Here is a 16940-nt window from a genome sequence, read left to right as displayed (position 1 = left end):
TCAAATTAATGAAAAAGTGTTAAATTTAATATGGATAGGTGTTTTATATATGTCTCATTTGGCTAGGTCAGTTCAATTGGGGTACTTTTTTTGAAACGGGTGGCATGCCAAGCTCGCACTCAGCTGGCGTATCCTCTCTTGCAACTTTTATTGCGTTGAAAAGGGGTATTCCCACGATAGATTTTGCATTATCAACCATATTTGGCTTAATCGTAATGTATGATGCACAAGGTATCCGCCGCCAATCAGGTGAACTCACTATTAAGGTGAACGAGCTTGATGAAGAAATAGAGCGATTAGCAGGACAAAAGGACCATCACTACCATGATAACAAGGAACAGAGATTAAAAGAAAGACTTGGCCATCAGCCAGAAGAAGTACTTGGTGGAGCAATATTTGGAATGATTGCAGGTACAATAGCCCATTTTTTAACAAAAAAATCGTAGTAATTCGACAAAAAGTGCGATATTATTAGGGTAGAATTTTTTGTTGGGGTTGGGGTCTATTGTTTAAACTAGAAAAAAAAGTAAATGAATATTTACAATTCTTGGCGCAAAAGGGTTTTAACTTTGGAGAGGACGCAGTTGGCTTCATTACATTTGGTCAGCAATATACTAATGCAACAGACGAAATTGTCAATGTTGCAATTGAAATCACTTTAAAGGCCCAAAAGGAATTTGATGGAAGCTTCTTCATATCTTTATTAGAGATGCTGAAGGAAAATCAAATCCAAAGTCGAAAACAAGCAATTCGTTTTGTAGAAGAACGAAATATAATGGCATAAAACCCTTGGACAAGACAGTCCAAGGGTTTCTAAGTTTCATTTTTTCGGATGGCTTGTCTTGCTAATTCATCAGCCACTTTATTTTGTGCGCTTGGGATCCATTTAAGAAAAAAAAGGTCAAGTTCATTAGAAAGTAGCAATGCTTTTTCAAGCAAAGTAGCGAATTTTTTATTTTTGACGTATTCCTTTGCTATCGCTCGGTCAACCAGTTGTGAATCCGTTCGAAACGATACCACCCTGTAGTCATTCTTGATGCAAATTTCAAGACCTTTTAAAAGAGCATAGTATTCAGCTTCGTGGTTCGTCATAATCCCAAGAGGAATCGAATGTTTTTCCACGACACCATTTCCCTTAATAAAAACCCCAGCACCAGAAGGACCAGGGTCACCAGCGCTTGCACCATCTATATACACTTCGATCATCTAATGCCTCCAAAATATACTAAATAATGCCTATTTTATCATTAATCATGTAAAGATGTGAAGATAATAAGAACAGGACGTCTACTCGCAGACATCCTGTTCTCTCACGTTTATTATGGATTTTTATGAAATCTTCTAGCGATATAAATAAATGGTGTATCGATTAAAGCAACTAACCATTTAATAAAGTATGTCGTTATGAAAATTTCAATCCATACGTCAAACGGATATGCACCTAAGAATGCAACACTTGTAAAGATTAATGTATCAAGTAGTTGGCTAATCATTGTGCTACCATTATTCCGTATCCAAAGTTGGTTATCCTTTGGAAATCGAGCTTTAATTTTCGAATAAATAATCACATCTGAATACTGACTGATCAGAAACGCAAGAAGGCTTCCTAAGGCAATCCGTGGAAGAAGTCCAAAAATTGTTTCCAACGACCCTTGAGCAAAGTCAACCTCATGCGGGTCAAACGCAAGAACAAACTGCATGATAACAATCATGGAAAGTAGTGTGAAAAAGCCAAGCCAAACACCTTTTTTCGCTTCCTCTTTTCCATACTTTTCATTCAGAATATCAGTAATTAAGAAAGTTGTTCCATACATAATATTACCGAGGGTAGCGGTTAATCCAAATAGCTCAACCGTTTTTACAACCTGCAGATTTGCTATAACGGTAGAAAAACCAATCCAAACAAATAATCCGGATTTACCAAAAATGCGGTAAATCGTTAAGACTAAAATAAAATTGACAAGTGCAAAAATGAACCAAAGAATCTCGTTATACATACTATTACCTCCTATAGTTTTGATAACGCGGGAGTTTACGAACCGCGAAAGGACTTCATTTAATTGTCAAAGGTTTATTATAGTACGATACGAATAAAAGTGGAAGTACATAACCTAATGGAAAAAGTGTATAATGAGTAAAAAATTAGGAAAAATGAAGATACGTTCCACTAGAGAGGATGAGCATGATGAAACTTAAGCTGGAATGGACTTATAAAACGCCAAAAAACCAAGTGATAACCTTAATGTCGGATGAAGTATCTGCGGAAGAGGCATTGCTCTTAGCAGATGACTTTGAACGAACTGGACGCACAAAAGAAATCGTATTTTATGATGAGCGACATACAAAATGGACGAAAAAAGAAATCATTAAATTGATGAAAGTAGTTGAAACGGAACCTCAGGATGTTATTGCTTATTTCGATGGCGGGTTTGATATTCAATCAGGTAAGGCCGGCTTAGGTGTTGCTATATATTATTCCCAAAGTAAAAAGCCATATCGGGTTAGAGTAAATGAAGTATTTGAAGAAATGGAATCAAATAATGAGGCGGAATACGCAGCGTTTTGGTTACTTTTAAATACTCTTGAGGAAATAGGAGTACAGCATGCAACTGTCACATTTAAAGGGGATTCCCATGTTGTATTAAAACAATTGTCAGGGGAATGGCCGTGCTTTGAGGAGAACCTGAATAGGTGGCTGGATAGGATAGAGGAGAGAATTGAAAAGTTAGGGATTCATCCAATCTATGATCCGATTGGCAGGAAACAGAATGCAGAAGCAGATAGACTTGCTACACAGGCGCTAGAAGGAACCATTGTTTCGAGTAAAATTGAAATAAAAGGGTAAGTAATTAAGCCTATTCATCATACTCATAAAGTAGGTGAATTTGATTGGGATGGATTCGAGTGGGCGATACCGATGAAAATAGGAGCTGATTTTTTTCATGAAACGGAAGGAACTTATATTGGAAGTTGGTGAAATACTTGACACCTATTGCCAAGATTGTTTTGTAAAAGAATATTTTCGCAAAGAACATGGCAAACGCTATGCCCAAAACTTCTGTATTAAAAACTGCACGGTTGGTCAAAAGCTGAAGGCATATGGAGAGAAACTATCATAATGTACGTAAAAAGGGCTCTTTTCGGTAGAAAGAGCCCAAAGAAAAGGCTGATAAAAAATCAGCCTTGGTTTCACATTGTTAAGTTAAAATGTAAGAATTATAGCTTTACAACGTTTGCAGCTTGAGGTCCACGATTTCCTTCAACAACTTCGAAAGAAACTTCTTGACCTTCTTCTAAAGATTTGTAACCTTCACCTTGGATAGCTGTGAAGTGTACGAATACATCGTCTCCGCCTTCAACTTCGATGAAGCCAAATCCTTTTTCATTGTTAAACCATTTTACTTTACCGTTTTGCATTATGCTTTTCCTCCTAAACCTTCGGCACAACCGTGCATCGTAAAAATTTTATCATTTAGCTACATATTTATGTATCTTTAAAAATAATAATATTGTAAAAAAAATACTTAACTACTAGCTAAATGATGATATTAATATACAACCTAAATCGTGTTAAGTCAAGGGAATAAAGGGTTTTTTACGTATTATTGGAAGATATTTGTGACAAAGAAGAGGGGAAATGTTAAAATTCTTAAATATTTTTGTATATTCGAATAATTATTGAAGAAATTCCATTATTTGATATAATGATAGAAAGAAAAGTTTGAGGTGTCCAATACGATTATCGATTCATATTTCAAAAAACATGAAATTGAAAGCGTTTTATCATTACTGTTGGATGGAGGCTACTATTATGTTTAGACACAATTACAATGGGAAAGAAATCATTATCAGGTTTACCTCAAATTCGAATAGCACCAAGGTCAATAAGGATTTTTTGTATAAAAAAATATTATCCATATGTGAAAGTATAATGTCTGCAGATCATGAAACTCCTTTCATAGTCGAGGATGATCAACGACGCCTTGCCGTAGGCACGGTACAGCATGGTGATTTAACTGTTATCTCTATCCATCATATTGTCGAACCATTGAATATGTATCTCCAAATAAATGAAGTTAAAAAACCATCTTGAATGGTTTTTTAACTTTAATTATCCCTCCTATCTGCCTCTCATACTCTCCCACCAAAATCTGTATTTCTATGAATCCTAAAGTTTTGATAAAATAATCATAGTAGTGTAATTGAAAAGAGGAATAAGATGAAGGTTATTATCGCGGAAAAACCAGACCAAGCGATGAAGCTTGCGGCTCCATTTAGGAGTAAAAAATCTCAAGGGTTTATTGAGGTTTCGCCAGATCCAATATTTCCTAAGGGTGCTTACTTTACATGGGCAGTCGGTCATATTTGTGAGTTGCTTCCACCCGAAGAATATAATCCTGCCTGGAAAAAATGGAGAATTGAAACACTCCCTCTCATCCCCGACCAATTCTCATATCGGGTCATGAAATCAAAATGGAAACAGTTTACCATTATAAAAAATCTCCTTCGAAAAACTGAAGTAACGGAAATCATTCATGCAGGTGATGCTGGACGTGAGGGAGAACTAATTATCCGTAATATTATTGAAATGGCCAAGGTAAGTAAGCCGATAAAACGATTATGGATTTCATCTTTAACGGAAAAAGCTGTGAATGATGGATTTCAAAATCTATTAATGGAGGAGGATACTAGGAATCTATACTATGAAGCGAAGTCAAGGGCATGTGCAGATTGGATTGTTGGGATGAATGCATCTAGAGTCTACACATTACTGCTGAAGCAAAAAGGAGTATCTGATGTATTCTCAGCAGGAAGAGTTCAAACTCCTACTTTGGCTTTGATTGTTAAACGTGAAAAAGAAATTGCTAATTTCAAATCTGAGCCATTTTGGGAGGTATTTGCCAAGTTCCAAGTGAATGGTAAGCACTATGAGGGGAAATGGATAAAAGATAATGAATCACGGCTTTCTTCACAAGACATGGCTGAGAGGATTGCGGCTTTTTGTCGGGATAAGCCTGCGGAAATTGCTGAAGTGGAAATAGAGAAGAAAGAATATCAGCCTCCTTTACTATTTAATTTGTCGAGTCTTCAGGCAACCGCAAACAAAGCGTTTAAATTCTCACCAAAAAAAACATTGGATGTCGCACAAAGTCTATATACAAAAGGGATTATTTCCTATCCCCGTTCGGATTCAAGCTATATAACAAAAGGGGAAGCACAGACAATTCCAGAAATTTTTTCAAAGCTTAATAAACTGGAAGACTACAAGGACTTTTTTCCAACACCTAATGTGTCAATAATGAATAATTCACGTTACGTTAATGAGAAAAAAGTGACTGATCACTATGCAATTATTCCAACTGAGCAGGTTCCGAATCCTGAAAAGCTATCCGGTGATGAGAAGAAGATTTACGATCTAATCGTTAAACGTTTGATTGCCGCGCACTATAAGCCTGCTATTTTTAACTATACAACCGTAAAAACTTTAGTGGATAAACGTGCTGAATTTGTAACAAAGGGAAAGGTAATGCTTCAGGAAGGGTGGAGAAAGGTACTCTTCCAGGAAAATTCAAAGGATGAGGATGTAATCTTACCACCCCTAGAAAAGGACGAAGCAGGGGTAGTCGAAAACAGTTACACAAAAGAAGGGAAAACACAGCCGCCGAAACGCTATACTGAAGGACAGTTGATTACCTTAATGAAGACGGCTGGTAAGCATATTGACAATGATGAGTTAGAGAAAATTCTTGCTAAAACAGAAGGTCTTGGCACCGAAGCAACACGCGCGGGTATTATCACTATGTTAAAACAACGGAACTATATTAAGGTAGAGAAAAACCAAGTATTTGCAACAGAAAAAGGGATCCTATTAATCGATGTGATTGGTGAAAAAATCCTTGCATCTCCTGAAATGACAGCGAAATGGGAACAGCGTCTTCATGAAATAGGACAAGGGAAAGCTTCGCCTGCATCATTTATGATTCAGACGAAGAAGCTTTCTCAAAAAATTGTGGATGATGCAAAAGTACAAAGTGATACTTGGGATTTCTCAAATATCAAGATAGAAAATGTTAGTTCCCAAAACAGCTCGTATAATAAAAAAGACATCGGAACAGTTGTAGGAACCTGTAAAAAATGTGGTGGTGAGGTTATCAATAAAGGTAAATTTTATGGTTGTGCAAACTATAAAACAAAAGGCTGCCAATTCACAATTTCAGGAAAGATCTTAGGTAAAACAATTACGAAAACAAATATTCAAAAATTACTTTCAGCAAATAAAACTAATTTAATAAAAGGATTTAAAAAAGATAGCAAAACATTTGATGCATATCTTAAATGGAATGACCAAACAGGAAAAATAGAATTTGAATTTCCGGCAAAAATACTAAATAATAATTAAAATGTAAGAGAAAAGGCAATATGCCTTTTCTCCTTTTTTTATAATTTTCGAAAAACTGGATTGAACCATATATAACCAGGTTGTATAATAGAAAAGAATGCTTGATACGTACACGTACTAAAAGAATGGATGGATTGATTTGTTATTTGTAAAGGAAATGCCGATAGAGGCAAGAGAAAAACTTTTATTTGCTGGACTTAGGCTATTTACAGAAATGGGGTATCAAAAGACATCTGTCCTTGAAATTGTCGAAATGGCGAGAGTTTCAAAGACAACCTTCTATCAGCATTTTAAAAGTAAGGAAGATATCATGGTTGCTTTGTTTGAACAGCTTGGCAACGAAATGTCTGAGGAAGTGAAACTAGCAATCTCACTAGAAGAAAGCATGTCTTACAAAGCGTTTGCTGGGATTAATCGGTATATCCAAATTTGTTTTGAAAATAAACATGTTGCACAAATATTATTGGTTGAATCAGTTGGAGTGTCGCGGAATGTTGAAATGGTGCGCCAAAGGTCTCACCAAGTGTTTGCATCAATTATTCTGCAAACAGTTCAGGCAGAGCTGCCGAAAACTGTTTCAAAGATAGAAATGCGAATCGTGGCCCAAGCAATGGTTGGTGCAATTAATGAAGTCATTATGCAAAACTTTTTTAACAATGAAGAAGAGACAATTGATTTTGAGGGGATATCTAGATTGTTAAACCGAATCGTTATTTCTGCATTTGTGAATCTTGGAATGCAGGAATAATCTATTTCTGTAGGAGGAATACGATTTCGTACTCAATGTTAATAATTAAAAATATTTGGGAGGATGCTAACATGACAAATGGTATTGAGAGTTACACATTATCTGAATTGATGCAAAGAATAGAAGAAGTGATTAACCAAAACCCGGGACCTATTGAAGGTCTTAATGTGATTTATCAGTTTAATATTACGGGAAATGAAGAAGCAATCTTTCAACTTAAGGTCGAAGGTGGTCAGGCAAAGATATCAGAGGCTACTGAAGGGGCAGATTGCACGCTAATTTTATCACTAGTAAACTTTAAAAATTTCTTAATAGGAAAACTAGGTGGAACTGCTGCTTTTATGACAGGGAAATTAAAAATGAAAGGTGATATTGGCAAAGCAATTAAATTAGAAGGACTATTACGGGAATATAATCTTAAAGAACATCTATAAGTTAGAGAGGGTGAACAGGATGGGCGATTTCAGATGGCATAAGGAAGCTGAAAAGCAATGGGATGGTCGTGCTGACTTTTGGAGTAAGCAAAGTCAAGTTATGTGGAATTCCGGAAGCCGCTCCACAATTATTCCTTTTTTTTCAAAGCACCTAGCGGATAAAGCTCATATTTTGGATGCAGGCTGTGGTGACGGTTACGGGTCATATTTACTTTCTGAGCTTGGGTTTCAAGTAGTTGGGGTTGACATTTCAGCTGAGATGATTGAAAAAGCCAATAAGAGAAGTCAATCTGAAAACCTTTCATTTACACAAGGTGATTTGACAAATCTACCTTTTGAGAATGAAACTTTTTCAGGAATCATGGCAATTAACTCAATTGAGTGGACAGAGCAACCACTACAAGCAATTAACGAAATCAGGCGTGTGACAAAACCAGGAGGTATCTTTTGTGTTGGGCTATTAGGTCCTACGGCAGGACCAAGGCAACATGCATATCAACGCTTGTACGGGGATACCGTCATCCAAAATACGATGATGCCTTGGGAATTTGAGCAATTGGCATCTGAAAATGGCTGGCGAGTAGTTGATGGTCAGCCTGTTTATAAGGATGCTGTGAAAATCGAAACAACGAAGGGATTACCCAAAGAACTAAAACAAGCATTATCGTTTATGTGGGTGTTTATTTTAAAAAAAGCGTAAGAAAAGGTATCTCGAGTCCGAGATACCTTCTATTATTCCCAGTCATATGGAGTTTCTTGATAAACATAATAATTGAGCCAATTTGCAAACAATAGATAAGAGTGTGATCTCCAGCTGTGAACCGGTGGATTGGCCGGGTCATTGTTTGGAAAATAATTAACAGGAATAATGACTTTACCTTTAGCGAGGTCACGTTCATATTCCTCTTTTAACGTATTAACATCATATTCAGGATGGCCAGTAAGAAAAATATGTTTTCCGTCTTTTGAAGCAACTAGGCACACACCTGCATCATTTGAAAAAGATAAAAGTGTCAATTCTTCAGTATTTTCAATTTCCTCAAGTTTTACCTCAGTAAACCGGGAATGCGGTACATAATATAAATCATCAAAGCCGCGAACCAATTTCACATCCTTATTAACTAAATGGTGGTGAAACACACCCGTACATTTTTCAGATAGCGGGTATTTTTTAACCCCATAATGATAATAAAGCCCCGCTTGTGCACCCCAGCAAATATGTAATGTCGAGGTTACGTTGGTTTTCGTCCAATCCATAATTTCCTTTAGCTCTTCCCAATAGTTCACATCCTCGAACGAAAGATGCTCAATCGGTGCACCAGTTATGATCATCCCATCAAACTTTCTGTGCTTAATGGCAGAAAAGGAGGTGTAAAATTTATCAAGGTGATTCTTTCCCGTGTTTTTAGCAACATGCGTTTCTGGGAATAACAATGTAATATTCAGTTGTAATGGGGAGTTTCCAAGTAGTCTAAGGAGCTGGGTTTCTGTTCGTTCTTTTTCTGGCATAATGTTTAAGATTACTATATTAAGTGGACGAATATCCTGACTGTAAGCACGATCTTCATCCATTACAAATATATTTTCAGATTCTAATACTTCTTTTGCAGGTAAATCATGAGGGATATTAATTGGCAATCCTATCATCTCCTAGTTTCTTATAATTGAAATTTTACAACAATTCACACAGGAATATCAAATAAAAAATCTTTACTTGTTTTATGCACTAAAGAGTAAGGGGTAAAAATAGAAGTTTCACTTTATACCGATGTATCAAATAAGGTAAGATATAGGAGTATGGGAAGTTTGTTCACTAAAATTGTCTTGGGGGTATTGTGCATGAGTTTATCAACAAAGTATAAGTCTGATATTGAAATTGCTCAAGAGGCTGAGTTAAAGCCAATTAAGGAAATTGCAGAACAGTTAGATTTACTTGAAGAAGAACTAGAACCCTATGGTCATTACAAAGCAAAAATTTCCTTAGACGTGATGAAGCGTCTTGAACAAAAAAAGGATGGTAAAGTCATCCTCGTAACATCCATTAATCCTACGCCGGCGGGGGAAGGAAAATCGACAGTCACTGTTGGACTTGGACAAGGACTTGCTAAACTTGGAAAAAGCGCAATGGTTGCGATGAGAGAGCCATCCCTAGGACCAACGATGGGAATTAAAGGCGGTGCAACGGGTGGCGGATATTCACAGGTGATCCCAATGGAGGACATCAACCTGCATTTTACAGGAGATTTTCATGCGATTACAACTGCAAATAACACACTATCTGCATTAATTGACAACCATATTCATCAAGGAAATGAACTTCAAATTGATGTCAGACGTGTCACATGGAAGCGCGTTGTTGATTTAAATGACCGTGCGCTACGAAATGTTGTAGTAGGGCTGGGAGGACCTACTCAAGGTGTGCCCCGTGAGGATGGATTTGATATTACCGTTGCATCAGAAATTATGGCGATATTCTGTCTAGCAACAGACATACAAGATTTGAAGCGAAGACTATCAAAAATAGTAGTGGCTTATAATATACATAAACAACCGGTCACAGCAGCAGACCTAGGAGCAGAGGGCGCGCTTACCCTTTTATTAAAGGATGCTCTTAAACCAAATTTAGTTCAAACACTCGAACACACACCAGCTCTTATTCACGGTGGCCCTTTTGCTAATATCGCTCATGGCTGTAATAGTGTAATTGCCACAAAAATGGCGGCGAAATTAGCTGATTATGTGTTAACAGAGGGTGGTTTTGGTGCTGATCTTGGAGCCGAGAAGTTCCTCGACATTAAAGCAAGATATGCAGAAATTAAGCCAGAGGCAGTTGTGATTGTTGCAACTAACCGAGCTTTAAAAATGCATGGTGGCGTTAAAAAGGAAAATTTAACTGAAGAAAATGTGGAAGCTTTAGCGAAAGGTTTAGAGAATCTTCAAAAACATATTGAAACCATTCAAGCTTTCGGATTGCCATTTGTAGTGGCGATTAACCGTTTCGTTACGGATACTGAAAAAGAAGTTGAAAAAATCGAATCTTGGTGTGCGGAACACTCTTATCCTGTTGCACTTACAGAAGTTTGGGAAAAAGGCGGCGAAGGTGGAGTGGAGCTTGCTAAGAAGGTACTCGATACAATCGAAAATGGTGAAAATCACTATGCCCCAATCTACGAATTATCTGCTTCAATTGAAGAGAAAGTAAAGGCAATTGCTAAAACTGTTTATGGGGCAAAAGATGTTGAGTTCTCGAATAAAGCGAAAAAACAAATGATTGATTTTGAAAAATTCGGGTGGAGCAATCTTCCAGTTTGTATGGCGAAAACTCAATACTCCCTTTCAGATGATCCAACATTGCTCGGAAGACCAACGGATTTTACCATTACTATACGTGAATTTAGACCATCTATCGGCGCTGGATTTATTGTAGCTCTAACGGGTGATGTCATGACGATGCCTGGGCTACCAAAGAAGCCATCAGCACTTAATATGGATGTTTCTGAAGACGGAAAAGCTGTAGGCTTATTTTAGATAATGATAGGGGGATTTCCCCCTTTATACCAAAAAGGAAGGTATATTTTATGTTTGATCCAACCGTATTTGAAAACCTAAAGGTTGTAATTGAGGGAGCCCTTTATGATTTAGATCTAGAAGGACAACTCTTGATTACTGATCGTCAGGATCAAGTGGAAATGGCGAAAATGGGTAGGCATTATCGCATTACCTTTAAGGATAAAACGATTGATAAAATTCAAGCCTATATTAATTTGAAAGTTGACCTTGATAATCTTGTTACTGAACTACGAAGCCTTGATGATAGTAAACCAGGGTGTCATTTGGAAATAGGGTTTATTTTTAAACTCGAATCGCTGGATGTTTGCCCAAGTATTGATCGAGTATTAACCACTATTTGGGGTGACGAAAGGGAAATCGAACAGGAAATTTCTTTTCAATATGGTACGAGAAATCAATATACTAACAATAGTAAAATTACTTTTCATCGATTGATTCAAGAAGATCATATAGATGATTTACTTGAAATGATTGACTATATCATTAAGACGATTCATCAACTACATACTGCTACTGCTTAGGGGCAATCTAGCCTCTTTTTTTTAGGCTGTTTTCTAAAAGATTGTTGCTTTTATATGTAGGGTGATTTAGGCTCCTGGTACTCGCTTTCCGCGGCGATCCGCAAGCCTCCTCAACGAAATGTGGAGGCGGCTTGCACAGAAACGAGAAAATTGGCCGACTAAAGCGCCACGTCCTGTGGCGAAGTCGGCACTAGCACGTCCTGTGCGTCTGAGACTCCGAAAAAGAGGCGTATTTTGCCTCTGAAGGAGGAGTTGAAATTTCTCGAGTTTCTAGCCGCTGAAACTGGACACGTCGCTGCTGCTCCTGCGGGGTCTCTTCTGGCTCGCTTATCTAGCAGGAGTTCCCTTGCATAATCGGATCAAAAAGCAACAAAGTTTACGAAAATATCCTTTTTTTTATAACAAAAGGATTAAATTTTCTGATAATTTAGTGTTTTTTATGATATAGTAAGAGCATATATAGTAATATAGTGATAATGGTATTTGTTAAGGGGGCAATCTTATGGGGAAAATTGCATGGGTCACAGATAGTACAGGATTTTTAGATGAGGAACTTTTGGACCATGAGGATATTTTTGTGATTCCAATGACGGTCTTTTTCGATGAGGAAGAATATCTTGATGGAGTTACGATTACTCCTGCTCAATTTTTTGAACGATTGAAAACGGCAAAGACCATCCCAAAAACATCACAGCCTTCCATTGGAAGCTTTGTAGAATTATATAATAGTCTTGAAGAAAATTATGATGAGATTATCTCGTTGCATATCTCGGAAAAATTAAGTGGAACCGTTTCGTCAGCAAGACAAGCTGCAGAATTAGTGAATATTCCAGTAACAGTCATTGATTCAAAAATCCTTACCTATCCGATGACAAAATTAATGAAAGAAGGGATGAAGCTTTTACAGGAGGGTGGGACCGTAGCAGAGGTTGAAGAACATATTGTGGATTTGGCTGAGAAATTAGAAACCTATGTCATTATCGGAAGTTTAGAACAACTGCACCGAAGTGGACGAATGAACACGGCCCAATATTTCCTTGGGAGCATGCTTCAAATTAAGCCAGTCATCCAAATTAACGATGGTGCGCTTTCTGTAAAAGAAAAAGTACGCTCTGAAAATAAAGCAACAAGTAAAATACTAGGTTATTTAAAGGATGCCATCGCGAAAAATCATGTGGATGAGGTCTATATTTTATATGGCTTGGACGATTCTAAGACTAAGGAATGGGAGCAACACATCCGGGAATTTGCGCCAGACAATATTTCGATTAATGCGTACCCACTTGGTGTTGCGATTGGCGTACATGCTGGTGAAAATACCATTGGGATTAGTTGGATGAATAAATAATCTATTTAACTAGGATGTATTGAACTTCGTTATGAGATAGGGGGGCAATGGCTGCGATATTGTACCCAATACTTAAGAATTGGGAGATTGTTTCTGCACAATTTGGATGTGGTGGTTCAGTAGGAGCATGAAGGCTCTTATGGAGTTGTAAAAATTGATTTGTAGCGGGATTACACGTTATTAATACAACATGACGTCCAAACCATGCAGTGCCAATTTCCCGATTAAAACCTTCAGGATAATACATATTTATTTACCACCTTTCAAATTACCAGAGTTTACTCTGGTTTTTTTAGTTTATGCATGTGTTTTGTAGTGCGCGACAGTTTAGTTGGCGCTAGAATATGATACAATGGTTACGATATTGATGGTAGTGGAGGATACGATGGATCAGCAGAAAATAATTGAAGCAACAACTACTTTTGTGAAAAATATTTTGCAACATGATAGCAGTGGTCATGATTGGTGGCATATAGAACGCGTCAGAAAAGCAGCATTGCAAATTGGTGAAGAAGAAAATGCCAATTTATTTGTCGTAGAAATGGCAGCATTATTACATGATGTGGCAGACGAGAAATTAAACAAATCAGAAGAGGAAGGCCACATGAAAGTACGGAACTGGCTTTCATCTATACAAATAACTGAGTCTGAACAAGAGGAAATCATTGAAATCATCTCAACAATGTCTTTTAAGGGTGGCAGTAGACCGCCAATGAAAACAATTGAAGGCAAGGTTGTTCAAGATGCTGATCGATTAGATGCGATTGGTGCAATTGGAATTGCAAGAACCTTTGCTTATGCAGGGGCGCACGGTGATTTAATCTATGACCCAGCACTCCCTTTTCGTGAAAGCATGACAAAGGAAGAGTACCGGAACGATAAATCCACAGCAGTCAATCATTTTTATGAAAAATTATTAAAATTAAAAGATACTCTTAATACAAATGCAGCAAAAAAAGCAGCCAAGGAACGTCATGATTTCATGACAGCGTTTCTTGATCAATTTTATAAAGAATGGAATGGACAGTTATGAGGCTTTTAACGGTTGAGGGTTTAGCAAAAAGCTATGCTGAAAAAACATTGTTCGAGGAAATCTCATTCAGCATTACAGATAATGAGCGAATCGGTATAATCGGTGTGAATGGAACCGGAAAATCGACGTTATTAAAAATCATTGCAGGTGTAGAAGAGGCTGACCGCGGCGAGATTACTCATTCAAAGGGATATACAATTAGCTATTTACCGCAACAACCTGAATTTACTCAAGGGAATACGGTTCTTGACCAAGTATTCCAAGGCAATACGCCGCTCCTCCGGCTGTTAAAAGAATATGAGGAAGCGATGCTTCAGATTGAAAAAGATTCGATGAATACAGTGTATCAAGAGAAACTATACGACCTGCAACAAAAAATGGATGCCGCAAATGCGTGGGAGGCAAACTCCAACGCAAAAGCTGTATTATCAAAGCTTGGAATTATCGATTTTTCTCAGGACGTGATGGAACTGTCAGGTGGCCAGAAGAAGCGGGTGGCATTAGCTCAAAGCTTAATTGAAGTTCCGGACCTACTCATTTTGGATGAGCCAACCAACCATTTAGATTACAATACGATTAAGTGGTTAGAAGACTATCTCGCAAAATACAACGGAGCACTACTGGTTGTTACGCATGATCGTTATTTCTTAGACCGTGTGACGAACCGAATTATTGAGCTTGATGAAGGAAGGCTATACACCTATACCGGAAACTATAGTAGCTTCTTAGAGGCAAAAGCGGTACGAGTGGAACAGGAGCAAGCATCTGAACTAAAGCGACAAAACCTATATAGACGTGAACTTGCTTGGATTCGTCGTGGTGCTAAAGCGAGAACAACAAAGCAAAAAGCACGGATTCAGCGTTTTGAGGAAATTGAAAATGCAAAAAAGACAATAAATACGGATTCGCTTGATATTTCAGTTGGTGGTAGCCGACTAGGTAAAAAAGTTATTGAATTGAAAAATGTTTCAAAGAGTTTTGGTGACACGAAGATTTTAGAGGATGTCAATTTACTTGTAAAACCGGGTGACCGAATCGGAATTGTTGGACGAAATGGAAGCGGGAAATCCACATTATTAAATATCATTGCAGGTCAAATTCCTGTAGATACGGGCGAAATCGAGATTGGACAAACAGTTAAGCTCAGCTACTATACTCAGGAAAGCATAGATATGGATCTTAACAAACGAATGATTGAGTATATTAAAGAAACGGCGGAAATGATTCATACCCTTGATGGTAAAATGATATCAGCAGCGCAAATGCTAGAGCGGTTTTTATTCCCAATGCATACCCATGGTACACCGATTCGCAAGCTTTCTGGCGGGGAGCGAAGACGTTTGTATTTATTGAAAATTATCATGGGTGAGCCAAATGTGTTGTTACTGGATGAGCCTACGAATGATTTGGATACTCATACATTGACAGTATTAGAGGATTATTTAGAGGACTTCCCTGGTGTTGTAATCACTGTTTCGCATGACCGATATTTCTTAGATAAAGTGACAGACCAACTGTTAATTTTTGAAGAGGGGCACCAAATTTCAACGTATTTTGGAGATTACTCAGATTACCTTGAGAAAAATTCAATTGAGGCTGCGAAGACAGTACAAAAAGAAAAAATCGAAAAAACACCTGCACAAGAGACGCCGAAACCAAAGAAAAAGAAGCTTTCCTACAAGGATCAGCTTGAATGGGATGAAATTGAGGGGAAGATTGAGGCCCAAGAGGAAAAGGTTGCAGCACTTGTTAAAGAAATTGAAGAAGCAGGAAGTGATTACCAAAAGGCACAGCAGGCAATGGATGATCATGCAAAGGAATCAGAAGTACTGGATCACTTACTTGAAAGATGGGCAGAACTATCTGAACTTGTCAATGACTAAGAAGAGAGGCTAGGCATCATATTTGGTTTTAAAATATAATCTTTTTTGATTTTGATATCCAAATTATCTTTTTTTGGTTTTGTGAATGACTTTATACTGCAAATTTAAATAAAGCATCCGCATTCCTTTTTTGCGTATGCTTTTATTCCTTTTTGATTTAAAAATAATACGGAAATGGTTAATTTTTACATTCCATATCGATTTTAAAACGATTTATTCCATTTATTGGGCTTTGCGAATGCCTTTATACTGTCAGTTTAGCTAAAAGCATCCGCATTCCTTATTTTCGTATGCTTTTATCACACTTTGACTTGAAAACGATACGCAAATGGATATTTATTACACATTTCATCGCGTTTAAAACAATTACTACCATTTATTGGATCTTGCGTATGCCTTTATCCTGCAAATTTATATAAAAGCATACGCATTCCTTATTTTCGAATGCTTTTATCACATTTTGCCTTGAAAATAATACGCAAATGGATATTTATTATACTTTTCATCGCGTTTAAAACAATTACTACCATTTATTGGATCTTGCGTATGCCTTTATCCTGCAAATTTAAATAAAAGCATCCGCATTCCTTATTTTCGTATGCTTTTATCACATTTTGGCTTGAAAACGATACGCAAATGGATATTTATTACACTTTTCATCGCGTTTAAAACGATTACTACCATTTATTGGATCTTTCGTATACCTTTATACTGCAAATTTAAATAAAAGCATACGCATTCCTTTTTTGCGTATGCTTTTATTGCTTTTTTATTAAAAAATGATGCACAAATGGATAATTATTACACTTTATATCGATTTTAAAACGTTTTATTCCATTTATTGGATCTTGCGAATGCCTTTATACCGCAAATTTATATAAAAGCATCCGCATTCCTTATTTTCGAATGCTTTTATCACATTTTGCCTTGAAAACGATACGCAAATGGATATTTATTACACTTTTCATCGCGTTTAAAACGATTACTACCATTTATTGGATCT

Annotated in this window: 19 protein-coding genes; 14 read left to right on the top strand and 5 right to left on the bottom strand. The window is 37.1% G+C overall.

Annotated elements, in window-relative coordinates; all coding sequences use genetic code 11:
- Positions 1 to 38 precede the first annotated feature (38 nt).
- Positions 39 to 446, top strand: coding sequence for a divergent PAP2 family protein (locus ACR65M_RS20550; RefSeq protein WP_440274257.1), 408 nt, complete (start codon positions 39 to 41; stop codon positions 444 to 446).
- 59 nt (positions 447 to 505) lie between these two features.
- Entirely contained in the window at positions 506 to 784 is a 279-nt protein-coding gene (locus ACR65M_RS20545; RefSeq protein WP_341331093.1) for a DUF6123 family protein, read from the top strand.
- Between the two features lie 29 nt (positions 785 to 813).
- Here ACR65M_RS20545 and ACR65M_RS20540 read toward each other — a convergent pair whose 3' ends face one another.
- Positions 814 to 1206 carry a reverse transcriptase-like protein gene (locus ACR65M_RS20540; RefSeq protein ID WP_440274256.1) on the bottom strand — a complete coding sequence of 131 codons (393 nt, stop codon included), beginning with the start codon at positions 1204 to 1206 and terminating at the stop codon, positions 814 to 816.
- A 113-nt stretch (positions 1207 to 1319) separates the two neighbouring features.
- Entirely contained in the window at positions 1320 to 1997 is a 678-nt protein-coding gene (locus ACR65M_RS20535) for a queuosine precursor transporter (protein WP_440274255.1), read from the bottom strand.
- Between the two features lie 188 nt (positions 1998 to 2185).
- Here ACR65M_RS20535 and ACR65M_RS20530 point away from each other — a divergent pair, with 188 nt between their 5' ends.
- Positions 2186 to 2845, top strand: coding sequence for a ribonuclease H family protein (locus ACR65M_RS20530; RefSeq protein ID WP_440274254.1), 660 nt, complete (start codon positions 2186 to 2188; stop codon positions 2843 to 2845).
- A gap of 97 nt (positions 2846 to 2942) precedes the next feature.
- On the top strand, positions 2943 to 3119 hold the full coding sequence (locus tag ACR65M_RS20525) for a zinc-finger domain-containing protein (RefSeq protein ID WP_121448235.1): 177 nt from the start codon (positions 2943 to 2945) through the stop codon (positions 3117 to 3119).
- A gap of 97 nt (positions 3120 to 3216) precedes the next feature.
- On the opposite strand, the gene cspD is transcribed toward ACR65M_RS20525, so the two are convergent.
- Positions 3217 to 3417, bottom strand: a complete 201-nt coding sequence (gene cspD / locus ACR65M_RS20520) for a cold-shock protein CspD (protein WP_010283969.1) — start codon at positions 3415 to 3417, stop codon at positions 3217 to 3219.
- A gap of 514 nt (positions 3418 to 3931) precedes the next feature.
- Here cspD and ACR65M_RS20515 point away from each other — a divergent pair.
- The 5 genes from ACR65M_RS20515 to ACR65M_RS20495 all read left to right on the top strand — a co-directional run bounded on the left by ACR65M_RS20515 (position 3932) and on the right by ACR65M_RS20495 (position 8282).
- The gene (locus ACR65M_RS20515) at positions 3932 to 4093 is read left to right on the top strand and encodes a hypothetical protein (RefSeq protein ID WP_440274253.1); all 162 of its coding nucleotides are present in this window, start codon (positions 3932 to 3934) and stop codon (positions 4091 to 4093) included.
- A gap of 126 nt (positions 4094 to 4219) precedes the next feature.
- Complete coding sequence (locus ACR65M_RS20510; RefSeq protein WP_440274252.1) at positions 4220 to 6400, top strand: DNA topoisomerase III; 2181 nt, start codon at positions 4220 to 4222, stop codon at positions 6398 to 6400.
- Between the two features lie 139 nt (positions 6401 to 6539).
- Positions 6540 to 7148: a TetR/AcrR family transcriptional regulator gene (locus tag ACR65M_RS20505; protein WP_341331098.1), complete on the top strand. Its 609-nt coding sequence runs from the start codon at positions 6540 to 6542 to the stop codon at positions 7146 to 7148.
- 71 nt (positions 7149 to 7219) lie between these two features.
- Complete coding sequence (locus tag ACR65M_RS20500) at positions 7220 to 7582, top strand: SCP2 sterol-binding domain-containing protein (protein ID WP_341331099.1); 363 nt, start codon at positions 7220 to 7222, stop codon at positions 7580 to 7582.
- 19 nt (positions 7583 to 7601) lie between these two features.
- The gene (locus ACR65M_RS20495) at positions 7602 to 8282 is read left to right on the top strand and encodes a class I SAM-dependent methyltransferase (RefSeq protein WP_440274251.1); all 681 of its coding nucleotides are present in this window, start codon (positions 7602 to 7604) and stop codon (positions 8280 to 8282) included.
- 32 nt (positions 8283 to 8314) lie between these two features.
- On the opposite strand, the gene metA is transcribed toward ACR65M_RS20495, so the two are convergent.
- Positions 8315 to 9220, bottom strand: coding sequence for a homoserine O-acetyltransferase MetA (gene metA, locus ACR65M_RS20490; RefSeq protein WP_341331101.1), 906 nt, complete (start codon positions 9218 to 9220; stop codon positions 8315 to 8317).
- A 201-nt stretch (positions 9221 to 9421) separates the two neighbouring features.
- Here metA and ACR65M_RS20485 point away from each other — a divergent pair, with 201 nt between their 5' ends.
- The 3 genes from ACR65M_RS20485 (at position 9422) to ACR65M_RS20475 (ending at position 13021) form a co-directional block, all read left to right on the top strand.
- Entirely contained in the window at positions 9422 to 11110 is a 1689-nt protein-coding gene (locus tag ACR65M_RS20485) for a formate--tetrahydrofolate ligase (RefSeq protein ID WP_440274250.1), read from the top strand.
- A 50-nt stretch (positions 11111 to 11160) separates the two neighbouring features.
- Positions 11161 to 11673 carry a hypothetical protein gene (locus ACR65M_RS20480; RefSeq protein WP_341331103.1) on the top strand — a complete coding sequence of 171 codons (513 nt, stop codon included), beginning with the start codon at positions 11161 to 11163 and terminating at the stop codon, positions 11671 to 11673.
- A 502-nt stretch (positions 11674 to 12175) separates the two neighbouring features.
- Positions 12176 to 13021, top strand: a complete 846-nt coding sequence (locus ACR65M_RS20475) for a DegV family protein (RefSeq protein WP_440274249.1) — start codon at positions 12176 to 12178, stop codon at positions 13019 to 13021.
- A 1-nt stretch (position 13022) separates the two neighbouring features.
- Here ACR65M_RS20475 and ACR65M_RS20470 read toward each other — a convergent pair whose 3' ends face one another.
- On the bottom strand, positions 13023 to 13268 hold the full coding sequence (locus ACR65M_RS20470; RefSeq protein ID WP_341331105.1) for a hypothetical protein: 246 nt from the start codon (positions 13266 to 13268) through the stop codon (positions 13023 to 13025).
- 138 nt (positions 13269 to 13406) lie between these two features.
- Here ACR65M_RS20470 and ACR65M_RS20465 point away from each other — a divergent pair, with 138 nt between their 5' ends.
- Positions 13407 to 14054, top strand: a complete 648-nt coding sequence (locus ACR65M_RS20465; RefSeq protein ID WP_341331106.1) for an HD domain-containing protein — start codon at positions 13407 to 13409, stop codon at positions 14052 to 14054.
- The gene (locus ACR65M_RS20460) at positions 14051 to 15937 is read left to right on the top strand and encodes an ABC-F family ATP-binding cassette domain-containing protein (RefSeq protein ID WP_341331107.1); all 1887 of its coding nucleotides are present in this window, start codon (positions 14051 to 14053) and stop codon (positions 15935 to 15937) included. Before ACR65M_RS20465 ends, ACR65M_RS20460 begins: the two co-directional genes overlap by 4 nt.
- Positions 15938 to 16940: the final 1003 nt, after the last annotated feature.

It is taken from the genome of Ferdinandcohnia sp. SAFN-114, assembly GCF_059415045.1.
This window is presented reverse-complemented; position numbering and strand designations above follow the sequence as displayed.